Annotated in this window: 14 protein-coding genes; 5 read left to right on the top strand and 9 right to left on the bottom strand. The window is 73.8% G+C overall.

The genetic code is table 11. From position 1 onward, the window contains the following. The coding region (locus CR162_RS06310; RefSeq protein WP_099094678.1) for a zinc-dependent alcohol dehydrogenase family protein at positions 1 to 758 on the bottom strand (758 nt) is incomplete at its 3' end. A 124-nt stretch (positions 759 to 882) separates the two neighbouring features. Further along, complete coding sequence (locus CR162_RS06305) at positions 883 to 1,245, bottom strand: DUF1428 domain-containing protein (protein ID WP_099094677.1); 363 nt, start codon at positions 1,243 to 1,245, stop codon at positions 883 to 885. An 88-nt stretch (positions 1,246 to 1,333) separates the two neighbouring features. Here CR162_RS06305 and CR162_RS06300 point away from each other — a divergent pair, with 88 nt between their 5' ends. Continuing rightward, entirely contained in the window at positions 1,334 to 1,786 is a 453-nt protein-coding gene (locus tag CR162_RS06300; protein WP_099094676.1) for a MarR family winged helix-turn-helix transcriptional regulator, read from the top strand. A gap of 36 nt (positions 1,787 to 1,822) precedes the next feature. On the opposite strand, the gene CR162_RS06295 is transcribed toward CR162_RS06300, so the two are convergent. Continuing rightward, positions 1,823 to 2,920: a M20 family metallopeptidase gene (locus CR162_RS06295; protein WP_099094675.1), complete on the bottom strand. Its 1,098-nt coding sequence runs from the start codon at positions 2,918 to 2,920 to the stop codon at positions 1,823 to 1,825. Between the two features lie 55 nt (positions 2,921 to 2,975). Between CR162_RS06295 and CR162_RS06290 the strand changes: the two genes are divergently transcribed. The 3 genes from CR162_RS06290 to CR162_RS06280 all read left to right on the top strand — a co-directional run bounded on the left by CR162_RS06290 (position 2,976) and on the right by CR162_RS06280 (position 6,827). Then, the gene (locus CR162_RS06290; RefSeq protein WP_099094674.1) at positions 2,976 to 4,112 is read left to right on the top strand and encodes a threonine synthase; all 1,137 of its coding nucleotides are present in this window, start codon (positions 2,976 to 2,978) and stop codon (positions 4,110 to 4,112) included. 85 nt (positions 4,113 to 4,197) lie between these two features. After that, positions 4,198 to 5,727, top strand: coding sequence for a M81 family metallopeptidase (locus tag CR162_RS06285; protein WP_099094673.1), 1,530 nt, complete (start codon positions 4,198 to 4,200; stop codon positions 5,725 to 5,727). Beyond that, complete coding sequence (locus tag CR162_RS06280; protein WP_099094672.1) at positions 5,724 to 6,827, top strand: alanine racemase; 1,104 nt, start codon at positions 5,724 to 5,726, stop codon at positions 6,825 to 6,827. Before CR162_RS06285 ends, CR162_RS06280 begins: the two co-directional genes overlap by 4 nt. A gap of 41 nt (positions 6,828 to 6,868) precedes the next feature. On the opposite strand, the gene CR162_RS06275 is transcribed toward CR162_RS06280, so the two are convergent. The 6 genes from CR162_RS06275 to CR162_RS06250 all read right to left on the bottom strand — a co-directional run bounded on the left by CR162_RS06275 (position 6,869) and on the right by CR162_RS06250 (position 12,504). Beyond that, the gene (locus CR162_RS06275; RefSeq protein ID WP_099094671.1) at positions 6,869 to 7,507 is read right to left on the bottom strand and encodes a trimeric intracellular cation channel family protein; all 639 of its coding nucleotides are present in this window, start codon (positions 7,505 to 7,507) and stop codon (positions 6,869 to 6,871) included. Between the two features lie 17 nt (positions 7,508 to 7,524). Next, positions 7,525 to 8,769: an MFS transporter gene (locus CR162_RS06270; RefSeq protein WP_099094670.1), complete on the bottom strand. Its 1,245-nt coding sequence runs from the start codon at positions 8,767 to 8,769 to the stop codon at positions 7,525 to 7,527. A gap of 126 nt (positions 8,770 to 8,895) precedes the next feature. Continuing rightward, the gene (locus CR162_RS06265; protein ID WP_099094669.1) at positions 8,896 to 9,744 is read right to left on the bottom strand and encodes a LysR family transcriptional regulator; all 849 of its coding nucleotides are present in this window, start codon (positions 9,742 to 9,744) and stop codon (positions 8,896 to 8,898) included. Positions 9,745 to 9,859: 115 nt separating this feature from the next. Beyond that, entirely contained in the window at positions 9,860 to 10,585 is a 726-nt protein-coding gene (locus CR162_RS06260) for a DUF2076 domain-containing protein (RefSeq protein WP_099094668.1), read from the bottom strand. Between the two features lie 199 nt (positions 10,586 to 10,784). Further along, positions 10,785 to 11,216, bottom strand: a complete 432-nt coding sequence (locus CR162_RS06255) for a CoA-binding protein (protein WP_099094667.1) — start codon at positions 11,214 to 11,216, stop codon at positions 10,785 to 10,787. A 178-nt stretch (positions 11,217 to 11,394) separates the two neighbouring features. After that, positions 11,395 to 12,504 carry an S-(hydroxymethyl)glutathione dehydrogenase/class III alcohol dehydrogenase gene (locus tag CR162_RS06250; protein WP_099094666.1) on the bottom strand — a complete coding sequence of 370 codons (1,110 nt, stop codon included), beginning with the start codon at positions 12,502 to 12,504 and terminating at the stop codon, positions 11,395 to 11,397. Between the two features lie 99 nt (positions 12,505 to 12,603). Between CR162_RS06250 and CR162_RS06245 the strand changes: the two genes are divergently transcribed. Next, on the top strand, positions 12,604 to 13,410 hold the full coding sequence (locus CR162_RS06245) for a S49 family peptidase (protein ID WP_099094701.1): 807 nt from the start codon (positions 12,604 to 12,606) through the stop codon (positions 13,408 to 13,410). Positions 13,411 to 13,454: the final 44 nt, after the last annotated feature.

Here is a 13,454-nt window from a genome sequence, read left to right as displayed (position 1 = left end):
TGCCCGCCCACCCGCGTCGCCGCGATGGACTGCGCCAGCGTGCCGGGGCCGCCCACCTCCACCACATGGTCCACGCCGCGCCCGCCGGTCCAGTCGCGCGCGCGGCGGCCCCAGTCCTCATGCGCGCGGTAGTTGATGGTGCAGGCGGCGCCGAGCGCGCGGGCGCGCTCCAGCTTGGCGTCCGAGGAGGAGGTGACGATCACCTGCGCGCCCATCATGCGGGCGAATTGCAGCGCGAAGATGGAAACGCCGCCGGTGCCCAGCACCAGCACCACATCCCCCGCCTTCAGCGCGCCATCCGGCACCAGGGCGCGCCAGGCGGTGAGGCCGGCGGTGGTGAGCGTCGCCGCCTCGGCATGGCTCCAGCCGCGCGGGGCGCGGGTGAACCAGGTGGCGGGGCGCAGCACCGCCTGCCGCGCATAGCCGTCCACCCCGTCGCCCGGCACGGTGGAGAAGTCCCCCAGCGTCGGCCCGCCATCCTGCCAGCCGGGAAAGAAGACGGAGACCACATGGTCGCCCGGCGCGAACTCCGCCACGCCCTCGCCCACCGCCTCCACCACGCCCGCGCCGTCCGACATCGGAATGCGCCCGTTCGCTGCCGGCATCCGCCCCGACACCACGCCGTAATCGTGGTAGTTGAGCGAGCTGGCATGGAGGCGGAGGCGGATCTCGCCGGGGCCGGGGGCGCCGGGGTCGTCCATCTCCACCCGCTCCAGCCGGTCCAGCCCGCCCGGGGCGTGCAGCACGATGCCTTTCATTCCGAGGCTCCCTTGTCCCTGGTCCGCGTGATCGGTGGGAGAATGAAGCCGGGCGGCGCATCGTTGCAGGCGGGGCGTGAGGGGCAGGAGCGGGCGGGGCGGCAGGCGGCGCGCCCCGGGGCGCTCAGGCATCCACCAGCGTGGAGAAGCCGCCATGGATCATGCGCCGGCCGTCGAAGGGCATGGGGTTCCCACCCTCCATCATGGCCTTCATGCGCGGGTCGGCCATCACGCGCGCATGCGCCGTGTCGCGTGCCGCCTTGCTCGGGAACTCCATCCAGCTGAAGACCACCACCTCGCCAGCCTCCGCCTTCACCGCGCCGCGGAAGTCGGTGACCTTGCCGTCCGGCACGTCGTCGCCCCAGCACTCCACCACGCGGGTGGCGCCGAACTCCCTGAACAGCGCCGCCGCCTCGGCGGCGTGGCGGCGAAAGATCTCCCTGTTGCCGGCCGGCACGGCCAGCACGAAGCCTTCCACATACTGCATCCCGCTTTCCTCCCGATCGGATGAGGCGGCAGGTCGCACCGGGGAGCGCCCGCCTTGACAAATAAGTTGATATCAACTTAAATGGGCCATGTCAAAACCCGTCCCCTTCACGACCACGCTAGAAGTCCGGGATGCCTGTCTCTGCCTGCACGCGCAACGCGCCGCCCGCGCCCTGGCCCGCCGCTTCGACGAGGCGCTGCGCCCGCTGGGGCTGACCAATGGCCAGTTCTCCCTGCTGATGGCGCTGAACCGCCCCGAGCCGCCGCGGCTGGGCGCGGTGGCAGCCCTTCTGGCCATGGACCGCACCACGCTGACGGCCGCGCTGAAGCCCCTGGAGCGGGATGGCCTGGCCACCTCCGAGGCCGACCCGGCGGACCGGCGCTCCCGCCGCCTGCGGCTGACGGAACCGGGGGAGGCGCTGCTGGCGCGGGCCGTGCCGGTCTGGCGCGCGCTGCACGGGGCGGTGGAGGCGGAGCTGGCCGCGATGCCCGGCCTGCCGCCGGCCGGCGCGCTGCGGGCGGCGTTGCGCGCCCTCTCCTGAGGCGCGCCCCCCCCGGCCCCCTGGCCTCGCGGGCCCTCAGCCTCCCATCAGCCGCTGGAACATCGGCACCGCCGCCGCCAGCCGCGCCAGATGGGCGCGCTCGCGCGGGGAATGGGCGGTGTCCATCACCTCGGGGCCGAGGATCACGCAGGGGGCGATCTCCTGCAGCTCGCTCGCATCGGTGCCGAAGGGGCGGGTCTCGGCGGCATGGCCGGTGGCGGCCTCGGCGGCGCGGATGAAGGGGTGGGCGGCCGGCGTCTCGGGCGGCCTGCCCTGGCGGACGATGCTGAGCCCGATGCCCGCGCGCGCGGCCGCCGCCTCCACCGCCGCCACCACGGGGCTCGGGTCGATGGAGCGGCTGTAGCGGAACTTGATGCGCGCGGTCGCCTTCGGCACCGTCACGTTCACCGCCGCGCCGTGATTGTCCAGCACCAGGTTGAAGTCGCTGAAGGGCGGCGCGTAGGTGGCGTCGTGCAGGCTGGCATCCGCGCGCAGCCGCTCGGCCAGGGCCTTCATCTCCACGAGGAACGGGATCAGCGCCCAGTTGGCGTTGCGCCCGGTGCCGAGGGAGGAGTGCGCCTGCACCCCCTCGGCCACCGCGATGAAGTCGATGTTGCTGCGGTGGCCGCGCACCGGGACCATGCCGGTGGGCTCGGCCACCACGATGCCGCGCGGCGCCGCCCGCCGCGCCAGGGCGGAATGGTCGGCGATGCGGCGCGCGCCCATCTTGGTGGTCTCCTCGTCGGTGGTGATGAGGAGGGTGGCGGGGAGATGCGCGGGCAGGGTGCGGGCGGCCACGACGCAGGCGGCGAGCGGCCCCTTCATGTCGGCGGCGCCGAGGCCGTGCAGCACGCCATCGGCATCGATGCGGCCCGAGAAGGGGTCGTCGGTCCAGCCCGTGTCCGGCACCGTGTCCATGTGGCCGGACAGCGCCACGCCTCCCGGCGGGCCGCGATGCGCGACGATCACCTGCTTGGCGACGCCGGCGGCGTCGGCGTAGTCGAGCCGCTCCAGCTCGAACCCTTCCAGCTCCGCCGCGAGCCGGTCGGCCACCGCGCGGTTGGAGACGAAGCTCCGGCTGTCCAGGCGGACGAGGTCGGCGGCGAGGCGGGCGACGGCATCGGCGTGTTGCATGGGGGCAAGGGCCTACCCTTGCCGGGCGCCGCCGCGCAAGCCAGGGTGCGACATCATGCGACACCCCGCCTATCTCGACCCCCGCACCGGCCGCACCTGGCCGCTCGCCACGCCGCGCTGGCGCGGTCCCGAGGGCCAGCCCCTGCTGCTGACCGACCTGCCCGGCATCACCCGCGCCGAAATCCGCCGGGAGGAGCGCAGCCTGTGGCGCTACGCCGCCGCGCTGCCCTTCCTGCCCGAGGCGCCGATCAGCCTGGGCGAGGGCTGCACGCCCTTGCTGCGCGGCGAATGGGCCGGGGCGCCGGTGCGCTTCAAGTGCGAGTGGTTCATGCCGAGCGGCAGCTTCAAGGACCGCGGCGCCTCGGTGATGCTCTCGCTGCTGCGGGCGCAGGGGGTGGACCATGTGCTGGAGGACAGCTCCGGCAATGGCGGCGCCGCCATCGCCACCTATGCGGCGGCGGGGGGGATGCGGGCGCGCATCATGGTGCCGGCCTCCACCAGCCCGGCCAAGACGGTGCAGTCCCGGGCGCTGGGCGCCGCGATCGAGCTGGTGCCCGGCAGCCGGCAGGACTGCGCCGATGCCGCGCTGGCGCTCGGGAACGACCCGGCGGGGTCGGTCTTCTACGCCAGCCACAACTGGCACCCCTTCTTCCTGCACGGCACCAAGACCCTGGCCTACGAGCTGTGGGAGGATCTCGGCTTCCGCGCGCCGGACAACGTCATCGTCCCGTGCGGGGCGGGCTCCAACGTGCTGGGCTGCGGCATCGGCTTCGGCGAGCTGCTGCGGGCGGGGGAGATCGGGCGGCTGCCGCGCATCTTCGCCGCCCAGCCGGAGAATTGCGGCCCCATCGCCCGCGAATGGCTGGGCGAGGACGCTGCCGACCCCATCCCCACCATCGCCGAGGGCACGGCCATCGCCCAGCCGCTGCGCATGGCCGAGGTGCTGGCGGCGCTGCGCGGCAGCCGCGGCGGCGCCGTGCTGCTGAGCGAGAGCGAGATCGTCCGCGCCACGCGCGGCCTGGCGCAGCGCGGCCTTTACGTGGAGCCGACCTGCGCCCAGGCCGCCGCCGCCTTCGCCCGGCTGCTGGAGGACGGCACCATCCGCGCGGACGAGACCACCGTGGTGGTGCTGACGGGAAGCGGCCTCAAGGCCACGCAGCGCCACGCCGAGCTGGCGGGCGTGCCGCTCTAGCGGGGCGGCCCCCCAGCAAGGCGCGGGAGGGGGCGGCCCCCTTCTCCCGTGCCCTTCCTGTCATCGTGGCGCCGGAGCCGACACCATGCGCGAAAACCCCCGCATCGCCCTGCTGGGCTTCTCCATCGAGTGCAACCGCTTCGTGCCGCCGGTCGGGCGGGAAGGGTTCCGCTGCTGGCTGGAAGGGGAGGAGATCCTCCGCGATGCCCGCGCCGTGGCGCCGGTGGCGCTGGCGGAGATGCCGGGCTTCGTGGCGGAGATGGACGCGGCCGGGCCATGGCGGCCCTGTCCCATCCTGCTCGCCATGGCCGAGCCGAACGGGCCGGTGGAGCAGCCCCTGTTCGATGCCATGCTGGCGCAGTGGCGGGCGGGGCTCGAGGCGCTGCGCGGCGCGGTCGATGGCGTCTATTGCGTGATGCACGGCGCCGGGCTCGCCACCGGGATGGACGACCCGGAAGGGACGATCCAGGCCATGATCCGCGAGGTGCTGGGGGAGGGCGTGCCGCTGGTGTGCAGCTACGACCTGCACGCCAACGTCTCGGACGAGATGGTGCGCCATTGCGACGCCTTCGTGGGCTACCGCACCAACCCGCATCTCGACATGCGCGAGCGCGGCGCGGAATCGGCGCGGCTCCTGCGCCGGCTGCTGGCGGGCGAGCGCTTCCACCGCGCCTTCCGCCGGCTGCCCATCGTGGCGCCGACGGTCAGCCTGCTCACCGCCCACGGCCCCTATGCCGAGGTGATCGACCTCGGGCAGGAGCGGCTGGCGGCGCTGGGGCCGGGGCGCGTGGTCAATGTCTCCGCCATGGCCGGCTTCGCCTATGGCGACACGCCCTTCAACGGCTTCGCCATCGTCGTCACCGGCGCGGATGCGGCAGCCTGCGAGGCGCTGGCCCGCGAGCTGGCCGAGGCCGCCTGGGCGCGGCGCGGCCGCTTCGTGGCGAGGCTGACGCCGCTCGCCGAGGCGGTGGAGCGCGCCCTGACCTCCGAGGTGCCGCTGGCCTTCGCCGATGTGGCGGACAATCCCGGCGGCGGCGGTGGCGGCAACACCATGTTCATCCTGCGCGCCTTCCACGAGGCGGGGGTGCGGGACGCCATCTTCGGCGTCATCCACGACCCCGCCCTGGCCGCCGAGGCGCACGCGCTGGGCAGGGGCGCCCGCTTCACCGCCCGCTTCAACCGCGACAGGGAAGGCCATGACGGGGCGGCGGCGGATTTCGCCCACCCCTTCGCCGCCGAGGCGGAGGTGGTGGCGCTCTCGGACGGGCGGGTGACGGGCCGGCGCGGCATCTTCGCCCGCACCGCCATGCGCCTCGGCCCCACCGCCGCGCTGCGGATGGGCGGCATCACCGTGGTGGTGATCAGCCGCCGCACGCAATGCGCCGACCCTGCCTTCCTGGAGCATCTGGGCCTCGACATCGGCGCGGCGCGGGCGGTGGTGGTGAAGTCGCGCGGGCATTTCCGCGGCGGCTTCGACGAGTTCTTCTCCAACGGCCGGATCGTCGAGGTGGACGCGCCCGGCCTGACCTCCCCCATCCTCGACCGCTTCCACTGGACCAGGCTGCCGCGCCCCGTGCTGCCGCTGGACCCTGAGACGCGCTGGAGCCCCGCATGACCACGCTCGACGACCTGCCCACCCCCGCCCTGGTGCTCGACCTCGGCATCCTGAAGCGCAACCTGGCGCGCATGGCCGCGGCGGTGGCGCGCCACCCCGGCGTGGCGCTGCGCCCGCACATGAAGACGGCCAAGAGCCTCGACGTGGCGGCGCTGGCCGCGCCCGGCCACGGCCCCATCACCGTCTCGACGCTGGCCGAGGCGCGGTACTTCGCCGCGGGCGGTTATCGTGACCAGATCTACGCGGTCGGCGTCACGCCACGGAAGCTGGACGGGATCGCCGCGCTGAACGCCGCCGGCGCCTCCGTGAAGGTGATCCTGGACGACCCCGAGGTGGCGCGTGCCGTGGCGGCGCATCCCGGGCCGCTCGCCGCGCTGGTCGAGGTGGATGTGGGCGAGGGCCGGGGCGGGGCGGCGCCCGATTCGCCGCTGCTGGCCGAGCTGGCCGCCGCCCTGGGCGGGCGGCTGGCGGGGGTGATGACCCATGCGGGCCATTCCTATGCCGGGCGCTCGGCGGCCGAGATGGCGCGCATCGCCGAGGCGGAGCGGGCGGGCGTCACGCAGGCGGCGGAGCGGCTGCGGGCCGCGGGGCACGCGGTCGGCATCGTCTCGCTCGGCTCCTCCCCCACCGTGCTCCATGCCGAGCGGCTGGACGGCGTGACCGAGGTGCGCGCGGGTGTCTACATGTTCGGCGACCTGTTGCAGATGCAGCTCGGCGTGCACGCGCCGGAGGACATCGCCCTGACGGTGCTGGCCAGCGTCACCGGCCGCAAGCCGGAGCGCCAGGCGGTGCTGCTCGACGCCGGGGCGCTGGCGCTTTCCAAGGACCGCAGCACCCAGGCCGCGCCACGCGACTACCAGTTCGGCTGGGTGCTGGGCGAGGATGGCGCGCCGCGCTTCGGCGATGCGCTGGTGGTGCGCACCCACCAGGAGCATGGCGAGGCGCGCGGCGGCGAGGGGCTGCTGGCGCTCCGCCCCGGCGAGCTGGTGCGGGTGGCCCCCAACCATGCCTGCCTGACGGCGGCGGCCTTCGACCGCTACCATGTGGTGGATGGCGGGCGCGAGGTCGTCGCCGTGTGGGACCGCGTGAACGGCTGGTGAGAAAGGGGCGGCGGGAGCGGGGCGCGCGCTCTCCCCCGCCTTCAGTCCGGGTAGTCCCGCCCCGGCCTCGGCCTGTAGGTGGGGAGCGACCAGCTGTTGCGCAGCGCGGCGGCGCGGATGAGGAAGGCGGCGGCCATGCCCGCGCACACCGCCAGGCCCCGGTCCATCCCGAGCAGGGTCATCGCCACGAACAGCGCCGCGCCGGCCGCGGCGGCCGTGGCGTAGATCTCCTTGCGCAGGATCAGCGGCAGCTCGCCGCAGACCACGTCGCGCAGGGCGCCGCCGAAGGTGGCGGTCATCATGCCGAGCAGGATGGCGGCCCAGGGGCTGGCGCCCTCGTCCAGCGCGGCCTCGGCGCCGAGCACGGCGAACAGCGCCAGGCCCACCGCATCCGCCCAGAGCAGCGGCACGAAGCGGCGCTCCAGCCGGTGCGCGGAGAAGAACACCGCCAGCGCCAGCAGCGCCACCATCAGCGCCAGCCCCGGCGTGCCGAGCCATTGCGCGCTGCGGCCGAGCAGCACGTCGCGCACCGTGCCGCCGCCGAAGGCGGTGGTGGCGGCGATCAGGATGAAGCCCACCGGGTCCATCTGCTTGCGCGAGGCGACCAGGGCGCCCGACAGCGCGAAGGCCGCCGAGCCGGTCCAGTTCAGCACCTCCAGCAGGAGGCCAAGGCCCGCCACCGTGATCGGCTCGGCCCCTATTCGGCGGGGGCGGGGCTGGGGGCGCGGGGAGCGCGCGCCGCGCCGCGCGCGCCGCCCATGCAGAGCAGCGAAAGGCCGAGCAGCCCGGCCGCCAGCGGCAGCACCAGGTCGGGCCGGCCGGCATCCATCACCATGCCGAAGGCCGGCGTCAGCGCGCCGCCCAGCGGCAGGCCGGCGGAGATGAAGCCGAACACCTTGCCGATCTGCCCCGGCGGCGCCGCGTCCTTCACCATCACGTCGCGCGGGGTGCGGCTCGCACCCAGCGCCAGCCCGGCCAGCAGCGCCACGCCGATGGCGCCGAAGCCGGGCAGCGGCACCAGGCCCAGCACCAGGATCAGCGCCATGGCCACCAGCGTCAGGCTGACCACGAAGGTGCCATGCCGGCGCGAGCGGTCGGCGAACCAGCCGCCCACCAGCACGCCGAAGATGTTGCCGGTGAAGTAGCCGGTCAGCAGCGTCGAGCCGAGCGCCAGCGGCAGGCCCCAGAGCTGGTTCATCACCGGGATGGCGAAGGCCTGGATCGCCGAGCCCGCCATGGAGGAGAGCAGGAAGAACACGAAGAACAGCAGCATCGGCCGCGACATCAGCACGCCGGCGCCGTCCTGGCCGGGCTTGCCGCCGCGCGGCTTGGGCTGGTCGGCCAGGATGCGGCTCTGCCACAGGATGGCGCCCACCACCGGCACGCCGAGCAGGCCGACCAGCAGCAGCGCCTCGCGCCAGCCGATCCACAGCGCCAGCACCGCGATGGCCGGCGGCGCCGCCGCGAAGCCCAGATTGCCGGTGAGCGTGTGCATGGCGAAGGCGCGGCCCATGCGCGACTTGTTGATGCTGCCGGCCAGGATGGCGTAGTCGGCCGGGTGGATGACGCTGTTGCCGATGCCGGACAGCACCGCGAGCAGCAGGATCACCCAGTAGTTCGGCGCAAAGGCCATGGCGGAGATCGACAGCGCCATGACCAGCGTGCCGCCCACCAGGTAGCCCCGCGCGCCCTGCCGGTCCACCAGGAAGCCCACCGGCGTCTGCAGCGCCGCCGTCACCACCCCCATCAGCGCGACCGAAAGGGCGAGCCAGGTGTAGGAAACGCCGAACTCGGCGCGCCACATCGGGAACAGGGGCGCCAGGCACAGCATGTAGAAGTGCGACAGGAAGTGGCCGGTGCCGATCAGGCCGATGATGCGCCAGTCATTGCCGGAACCCCCGGCTTCGGCCGGGGGCGGGGTGTCGGGGCCGGAGGGGGCCATGGGGTGTTTCCTCGCGCGGGCTTTGCGCCCGAGGCTGCGCCCGGCGCCGGGCGCCTGTCAAACGCATGCCGGGCGCCTCTCGAACGCGCGCGGGGCGTCCGCCGGGGAGGGGTCTTTCCCCAGCTCTCAGCCGCCCAGGCTTTCCCGGATCAGCGCGATCAGCGGCTCGACGAGCTGGGTCTGGTTGGTGGCGTCGCCGAACACCGCCATCTCGGCCACGCCGAGCGGCGGCAGGCCGGCAAGCTCCGCCAGCCCGTCCGGCAGGCCGGAGCGGCCGAGCACCGTGGCCGCCAGCCCCGCCTGCGCCGCGGCCGCCACGCCGAGCAGGCTGGCCGAGACATACACCACCTCGAAGGCCAGCCCGGCGCGGGCCAGAGCGGCCAGCGCCCGGTCGCGGAACATGCAGCCCTGGGGCAGCATGGCCACGGGGAGGGGGCGGCCCTCGGGCGGCATCCAGCCCGGCGGCGCCACCCAGACGATCGGCTCGGTCCAGATGGGGCGGCCTTCCGTCTCGCCCTCGCGCCGCTTGCCCAGCACCAGGTCCAGCGCGCCGCGCTCCTGCGAGGCGCGCAGCTCGTGGCTGCGGCCCACCTCGATCTCCAGCCGCAGCTCGGGGAAGGTGCGGGCGAAGCGGGCCAGGATCGGCGCCAGGTTGCGCGGCACGAAATGGTCGGCGACACCGAGGCGCAGCCGGCCCGTGACGGGCGGCGCCACCAGCCGGCGCACCGCCTCGTCGTTCAGCGCCAGCATGCGCCGGGCATAGGCCAGCAGCGTCTCGCCTTCCCGCGTGAGCGCGATGCTGCGGCTGGTGCGCTCCAGCACGCGCTTCTGGAGCAGGTCCTCCAGCCGCTTCACCTTCAGGCTGACGGCCGATTGCGTCAGGCCGAGCGCCGCGGCGCCGGCGGTGAAGCCGCCGCGCTCGGCCACCTGCACGAAGCAGCGCAGCAGGTCGAGGTCGAGATCGGGGATGCGCATGGCGCCAGCTTTCGCTCCTGGGGGCGCCGCGGGCAAGCGGGCATGAAAAAAGGCCGGGGGAGGTTCCCCCGGCCCGGCGCCGGCCCGGCCCCGCCCCGGAAGGGGGCGGAGGGGCTCAGATCTCCTCGTCGAAGCCGCCATCCTCGAAGCCGCCGGCATCGTCGCCATAGGCGTCGTTGCCATAGCTGTCGGCGGCGGCGTCCTGGGCGCCGGGATCGGTCCAGGGGCTGGAGGCGGGCACGGCGTCCTGCGCGAAGTCGCCGGCCGCGTCCGTCGCGGCGGTGGCGGCTTCCGCCGCGCCGCCGGAGAAGGCGCCCATCAGCATGTTGCCGAGCACCATGCCGCCGGCGACGCCCGCCGCCGTGGTCAGCGCCGAGCCCAGGAAGCCCGAGCCGCGGCCCTGCTGCATCATGGCGGGGTTCATGCCCTGCGGCGGCATCACCGGCTGCGGGCGCGGCGTCATCGGCACGGGGCGGTTGTTGTTGCCGCCGCCGAACATGCCGCCGAACAGGCCGCCACGGCCCTGCTGCTGCGCGGCCTCGGCCTGGCGCTGGGTGTTCTCCAGCTGCCACTCCAGCTCCTGGATGCGGTTCTGCGCCTGCACCAGGGCGTGCTCCTGCACGAAGGCGGTCTGCGTCAGCCGGTAGCGCGCCTCGGGGTAGCGCGCGAAGAGGTCCGAGATCAGGCGGTCCGCCTCGGGATCGACCGGGGGCAGGGGCGGGCGGGACTGGGTGGCCGGCACGCTGCTGCCGCCCCAGGGCGAAGGCGCCTGTTGCGGGGCGGAAACCCCGGCCATGCGCTCCACGAAGGCGGAAATGATGCGGCGTTCTTCTTCGGTCATGTCCGATCCCCGGGTGGGGCCTTTCCAGACGGGTTGTCATTCGCGCTCTGCCCAGGGAGTCGCGTATCTCCCATGCGCCAAGAGCGAGGCTGGCATCTGGACCGCCCCGGGCCGGCTTTCAAGCGAAAATTAAAAACCGGACATGTTTTGTCACGGGCCGCCCCGCCGCGCCCTTCGTCCCGGCTATCGGCGGGAAGCCTCAGGCGGCGGTGGAAAGCCGCAGGCGCGACCACTCGATCACCGGGCAGCGGTCCATCACCGCCACCAGCCCAGCGCCGCGCGCCCGCTCCGCCGCCGCCTCGTCGATGACGCCGAGCTGCATCCAGACGCAGCGCGCGCCGAGGCGGATGGCCTCGTCCACCACGGCGCCGGCCTCCTCGCTGCGGCGGAAGATGTCCACCATCTCCAGCGGCACCGCCGCCTCCAGCGATTCGGCCACCGCGCTGCCATGCAGGCGCTGCCCCGCCAGGCCCGGATTGACCGGCGTCACGTCGAAGCCGCGCCCGACGAGAAAGGCGGTGACCTCGTTGGAAGGGCGCATCGGATTGGCCGAGGCCCCCACCACCGCGATGCGCCGCGTGTTCAGCAGCACCTCGCGGATCGTCTCGTCGCTCAGTCCGTCGATCGCCATGGTCGTCCTTCCTTTCCGTAGGGCCTTTCCGTGGGCCTTGCCGCCGGCGCTTCCGGCGCGCCGCCCCCCGGCATGAGGCTCGTGAAGCGCCTCATCCCGCCCCGCAACGGAAGGAACGCGCCAGCGCCGCGGCCGGTTGAGCCGCGCGGGGCGGGTGCCCGCCCCGCGCGGGGCCCGGTCAGTAGACCACGACGCCGCGGATGCTCTCGCCCCGCGTCATCAGGTCGAAGCCCTCGTTGATCCGCTCGAGCGGCATGGTGTGGGTGATCAGGTCGTCGATGTTGATCTTGCCGTCCATGTACCAGTCGACGATCCTCGGCACGTCGGTGCGGCCGCGCGCGCCGCCGAAGGCCGAGCCGATCCAGCGCCGGCCGGTGACGAGCTGGAAGGGCCGCGTGCTGATCTCCTGCCCCGCCGCCGCCACGCCGATGATGGTGGAGACGCCCCAGCCCTTGTGGCAGCACTCCAGCGCCTGGCGCATCAGCGTGGTGTTGCCGACGCACTCGAAGGAATAGTCGGCGCCACCCTTGGTCAGCTCGACGAGGTGGCCGACCAGGTCGCCCTTGACCTCGCTGGGGTTGACGAAGTGGGTCATGCCGAACTTGCGCGCCATGGCCTCGCGCTCGGGGTTGATGTCCACGCCCACGATCATGTCGGCGCCCACCATCCGGGCGCCCTGGATGACGTTCAGCCCGATGCCGCCCAGGCCGAACACCACCACATTGGCGCCCGCCTCTACCTTGGCCGTGAACAGCACCGCGCCGATGCCGGTGGTGACGCCGCAGCCGATGTAGCAGACCTTGTCGAAGGGCGCGTCGTTTCGGATCTTGGCCAGCGCGATCTCCGGCACCACGGTGTGGTTGGCGAAAGTGCTGGTGCCCATGTAGTGGTGGATGGGCTTGCCGCGGCAGGAGAAGCGGCTGGTGCCGTCCGGCATCTGCCCGCGCCCTTGCGTCACGCGGATCTTCTGGCACAGGTTGGTCTTGCGGCTGAGGCAGTAGTCGCACTCGCGGCATTCCGGCGTGTAGAGCGGGATGACGTGGTCGCCCGGCTTCAGCGTCCTCACCCCGGGCCCGACATCGACCACCACGCCGGCGCCCTCATGGCCGAGGATGGCGGGAAAGATGCCCTCCGGGTCGGCGCCGGAGAGGGTGTACTTGTCGGTGTGGCACAGGCCGGTGGCCTTGATCTCCACAAGCACCTCGCCCTCGCGCGGGCCTTCCAGGTCCACCTCCTCGATGGACAGCGGCTTTCCGGCTTCCCAGGCGATCGCGGCGCGGGTCTTCATGGGCGGCTTCTCCTTCAGGGTATCGGGTGGCGGGCCGTGAACGGGCGCGCGTTCGTCGCACTTCTTGTTCCGGCGGGAAAGGTGGTCATCTCCTGGGGCATGCAAATCCCTTTCCTGAAGCGCCCCCCGCAGGTGGCGCTGGTCCGCCTGTCCGGCGTCATCGCCGCGCGGGGCGGGGTGGGGCCCGCCGGGCTGAGCCTGGAGGGCATCGCCCCCGTGCTGGAGCGCGCCTTCACCCTGAAGCGCCTGGCCGGCGTGGTGCTGGCCATCAACTCGCCCGGCGGCTCGCCCGTGCAGTCAAGCCTGATCGGCGCCCGCATCCGCCTGCTGGCCGAGAAGCACAAGGTGCCGGTGATCGCCTGCGTCGAGGACGCGGCGGCCTCGGGCGGCTACTGGATCGCCTGCGCGGCGGACGAGATCGTGGCCGACCCGTCCTCCATCGTGGGCTCCATCGGCGTCATCTCGTCGGGCTTCGGGCTGGAGGGGCTGGCGGAGAAGCTCGGCGTCGAGCGGCGCCTGACCACGGCGGGCGGCCAGAAATCCTTTCTCGACCCGTTCCGCCCGGTGGAGCCCTGGCAGCAGGCGCGGCTGGAGGAGCTGCTGTCCGCCCTGCACACCGAGTTCGCCGGCTGGGTGAAGGGGCGGCGCGGCGCGCGGCTCTCGGCGCCGGAGGGGGAGCTGTTCACCGGCCGCTTCTGGACGGGGCGGGAGGCGCTGCCGCTCGGCCTGATCGACCGGCTGGGCGACGCCAAGGGCGAGATCCTGCGCCGCTTCGGCGACAAGGCGCGGGTGGTTCCGCTCGGCCAGCGCCGGCCGCCGCTGCCGCTGCGCCTGCTGCGCGGCGCCGCCGCCGAGATGCTGGCCGCGGCCGAGGCGCGGGCGGCCTGGGCGCGGCTCGGCCTGTAGCCCCCGGGGAGGGTGCGCCTGGGGCCACCCCACGCGCCGCGCGG

It is taken from the genome of Teichococcus rhizosphaerae (genome assembly GCF_002631185.1).
In the GTDB taxonomy this organism is placed as follows: Bacteria; Pseudomonadota; Alphaproteobacteria; order Acetobacterales; family Acetobacteraceae; genus Pseudoroseomonas; species Pseudoroseomonas rhizosphaerae.
The sequence above is the reverse complement of the archived record's forward strand: the minus strand, read 5'-3'. Positions and strand labels throughout refer to the sequence as shown.

Bases quoted from the DNA above. Each gene is read 5' to 3' on its own strand.
- CR162_RS06280 (WP_099094672.1), top strand. From the start codon at position 5,724: ATGACCACGCTCGACGACCTGCCCACCCCCGCCCTGGTGCTCGACCTC.
- CR162_RS06295 (WP_099094675.1), bottom strand. From the start codon at position 2,920: ATGCAACACGCCGATGCCGTCGCCCGCCTCGCCGCCGACCTCGTCCGC.
- CR162_RS06290 (WP_099094674.1), top strand. From the start codon at position 2,976: ATGCGACACCCCGCCTATCTCGACCCCCGCACCGGCCGCACCTGGCCG.
- CR162_RS06250 (WP_099094666.1), bottom strand. From the start codon at position 12,504: ATGAAGACCCGCGCCGCGATCGCCTGGGAAGCCGGAAAGCCGCTGTCC.
- CR162_RS06245 (WP_099094701.1), top strand. From the start codon at position 12,604: ATGCAAATCCCTTTCCTGAAGCGCCCCCCGCAGGTGGCGCTGGTCCGC.
- CR162_RS06305 (WP_099094677.1), bottom strand. From the start codon at position 1,245: ATGCAGTATGTGGAAGGCTTCGTGCTGGCCGTGCCGGCCGGCAACAGG.
- CR162_RS06300 (WP_099094676.1), top strand. From the start codon at position 1,334: ATGTCAAAACCCGTCCCCTTCACGACCACGCTAGAAGTCCGGGATGCC.
- CR162_RS06285 (WP_099094673.1), top strand. From the start codon at position 4,198: ATGCGCGAAAACCCCCGCATCGCCCTGCTGGGCTTCTCCATCGAGTGC.
- CR162_RS06255 (WP_099094667.1), bottom strand. From the start codon at position 11,216: ATGGCGATCGACGGACTGAGCGACGAGACGATCCGCGAGGTGCTGCTG.
- CR162_RS06270 (WP_099094670.1), bottom strand. From the start codon at position 8,769: ATGGCCCCCTCCGGCCCCGACACCCCGCCCCCGGCCGAAGCCGGGGGT.
- CR162_RS06265 (WP_099094669.1), bottom strand. From the start codon at position 9,744: ATGCGCATCCCCGATCTCGACCTCGACCTGCTGCGCTGCTTCGTGCAG.
- CR162_RS06260 (WP_099094668.1), bottom strand. From the start codon at position 10,585: ATGACCGAAGAAGAACGCCGCATCATTTCCGCCTTCGTGGAGCGCATG.